Source organism: Legionella gresilensis (assembly GCF_900639865.1).
GTDB classification, from domain to species: domain Bacteria; phylum Pseudomonadota; class Gammaproteobacteria; order Legionellales; family Legionellaceae; genus Legionella_C; species Legionella_C gresilensis.
The window spans coordinates 17,217-20,100 of the sequence record NZ_CAAAHX010000025.1; the positions used below are offsets into that span (position 1 = coordinate 17,217).

The window sequence follows — 2,884 nt, forward strand, 5'->3', positions numbered from 1 at the left end:
TGCGCAACATCCTTTGGTGTTATTGGTGAGGTTTTTCCTGTAGCCGAAAAAAGCTTTTTAACGCTTATTGAAGAACGTCTAAGAATGTTAATGGATAGTGGCGAATGGGCTTCATTAAATGAGCGCTGGATTCAAACGGTTGCCCTTCATGCCAACCGGCCCAGGCCCCTTGGCTTAACGCGAAGTAATCAGTCTGAGCGTCATTACTATGTGCCTGAATTTACATTAGCTCAGAATATAACCGATGCCAGTGGTCGCATTCTCTATACAAAGGGGACACATGTGAATGCGCTTGCCCGTCTTCCTACTTATGAGCCTTGCTGGCTATTTTTTAATAGCGATGATAAGGCCCAACTTTATTGGGCAGAGAAACAGCTAAAGCAATGTGCCCATCCCAAACTCATTTTAACCGGTGGTGCCGTGCAGGAAACCGAAAAGAGGTTGCAATCAGTTATTTACTTTGACCAGGCAGGGCAAATTGCTACTAAGTTAAATCTCTCGCACGTGCCGGCCATTGTGAAAAGAGAAGGCAATAAACTTCTGATTGTAGAGCTTGTGATTAAGGAGAATGGCGATGTGCTTTAGAGCTCTAGTAATCCTACTCTTTATAGTTGCTTCATTTACCTTAAAGGCAAAACAGTGCACCGGACATTTTGTTAATCCACTAACTGATGTGTGTTGGCGCTGCTTGTTTCCTTTGTCTATTGGCGATGCGAAGGTAGTGCAATCACCACTTCCTGATACCGATAATGCTGCAAGACCTATTGGTGTTTGCCCTTCCACGGTAGGCGTGCGAGTGGGGTTAAATATTGGATTTTGGGAGCCCATCGCACTGACGGATGTCACCGATATACCGTATTGTTTGGTTAATCTGGGTGGAACTAAATTAAATTTAGGATTAAAAGCCACCAGAGGCGGTCGCCATGTGGTGGGGCTTGGGCAGACACGCGCTTTTTTCCATGTGCATTGGTATAAATACCCACTCATTAACTGGTTAAATCTTATTACATCAAGCGGTTGTCTACAGGCGGGTGATTTTGATATTGCTTATCTCACCGAGCTTGACCCCACTTGGCAGGATTCTGAAATGAGTTTCGTGCTAAGTCCTGAATCGGTCTTATTTGGTAATCCAATCACGGCAAGCGCATGTGCAGCCGATGCGCTTTCTTCCACACTTACAAACAAACCGCTTGATAATCTGTTTTGGTGTGCAGGAAGCCAAGGCACCCATTACCCACTGACAGGGCATGTCAATGCTACTTTCTCGCCTGTGCAAACCGCACTGTTATTAACCGAGCGCTTAAATTACAAGATGCATCGCGAGTTTTTAGTGTCTGATTCAAGTGCTTCTTTAAGTGCGATTTGCACAGAGCATCATTATTCCGTGACCCCTAAATCACGTTACCGCTATGAAATGGTCAATCAGGTTGCGGATGGAAAACATTGCTATTCATCGGGCCACAGCACGCTTACATGGGAAGCGGGAAAAATCAAGCCCCATACGCCTGACCAATACGGGTTTTTAGTGTGGCGAAAACGCAACTGTACCTTTATGTAGTTGGAGAAAGAAATGATTAGAAAAGCGCTCACTTTGTTTCTTGGATATCTTGTTATGAGTTCTCTGTCTGCCAGCACGATATCGGTGTTTGTTAGTTTTTCGATGCCAGAGACATTGCTTAAAGAAACGCTCAAAGAAAGCAGTCAACTCCATATTCCTGTTTATTTAAAAGGCCTCTACCATGATTCGATGTCAGAAACAGCACTTAAACTAATGGTGCTCAGTGAGCAAGTCCCTAATTTAAATCTTCAGATTGACCCCACTTTGTTTGAGCGTTTTGGCATTCATCAGGTGCCGGCCCTTGTGGTTAACAATGGTGCTGCCTTTGATGTGATTTATGGCCATTTGCCGCTCAAAGAGGGACTTGCGCGCATTGCAGGCCGAGGCGAGAGTGGCTTTTCAATGCAGGAAGCAAGGGAGCTGTTAGGTGATTAAGGTTACTTTCATATTGCTTTGTAGTCTTTTCTCAGGTGCTGTTGCTTTCGCAGGAAAAGGAGCGAGTGTTGACGCACTTGATGCACGTGAACAAGCTTTGCACGCGTTAAAGCAATTTAACCCAAGCACCGTAATCGGCAATTATACGAACACGCCACCAGAATCTGGCATTGCTATTTCTGAAGGCGAAAACCCATTGCCTCAATTAGGAAATCAACGGGCAGCACGCAATCAAACAGCGTCAAGCGTACTCTCACAAGCTTCGCGCCCTCATGTTAAAGCCAATCCCAAGGCGCTAGAGATGCAATACGCTGAAACGTTATTGTCAGAGGCAGATAGCGTTTTAGAGGGTAAATGCTATGAGCAACCAGCACATTGTCAGATGGACTTTACCACGCAAACCTGCGAGGACAAGACACACTATCGTCAAGAGAGTTGTGGTAGTACCTTAAGTATTGGCATTAAAACGACGACCCAAACGGTGAATCGCTATCTCTTTTATGAGAATAAGCCAGGTACTGACATGCTTCGTAAGACAATTCATTTAGGCGTGTGCGATGCAGATGCGCCACCTCCAATCTGTTTACCAAACAATCTCATTACAGTAAGCACACAATGTGTTCGCCTGGATGTGGTGGTCTCTCAAGGTGGTGTCCCATTAACGGTGCTCAAAGTTCCGAGTTGCCCAGACCCAACCATCACGTTTGATTTATTGAGGGATGATATGGCCTTAGGTGGCACCGTGACTATCACGGCACTTGAGAGCCAATTTGAAGACCGGTGGACACCTGCCGATTGCACACCATATGAGGAGAAAATGAAAGAAGGGGCGTGTGTGATGACGGCCTCTGACTTATGCTTAGAGCCCAATACCAGTCGAGTCATTGATGG

3 protein-coding genes and 1 pseudogene are annotated in these 2,884 nt (G+C 45.6%); all 4 read left to right on the plus strand.

Annotated elements, in window-relative coordinates; all coding sequences use genetic code 11:
- On the plus strand, positions 1–585 hold a 585-nt coding region (gene traW, locus E1P04_RS16775), incomplete at its 5' end, for a type-F conjugative transfer system protein TraW (RefSeq protein ID WP_131784023.1).
- Entirely contained in the window at positions 575–1,558 is a 984-nt protein-coding gene (gene traU / locus E1P04_RS16780; protein ID WP_131784018.1) for a conjugal transfer pilus assembly protein TraU, read from the plus strand. The genes traW and traU, both read left to right, overlap by 11 nt.
- A 54-nt stretch (positions 1,559–1,612) precedes the next feature.
- Positions 1,613–1,993, plus strand: a complete 381-nt coding sequence (gene trbC / locus E1P04_RS16785) for a type-F conjugative transfer system pilin assembly protein TrbC (protein WP_242604512.1) — start codon at positions 1,613–1,615, stop codon at positions 1,991–1,993.
- A pseudogene (locus tag E1P04_RS16790) lies at positions 1,986–2,884 on the plus strand (hypothetical protein); the annotation flags it as partial. The gene trbC and the pseudogene E1P04_RS16790, both read left to right, overlap by 8 nt.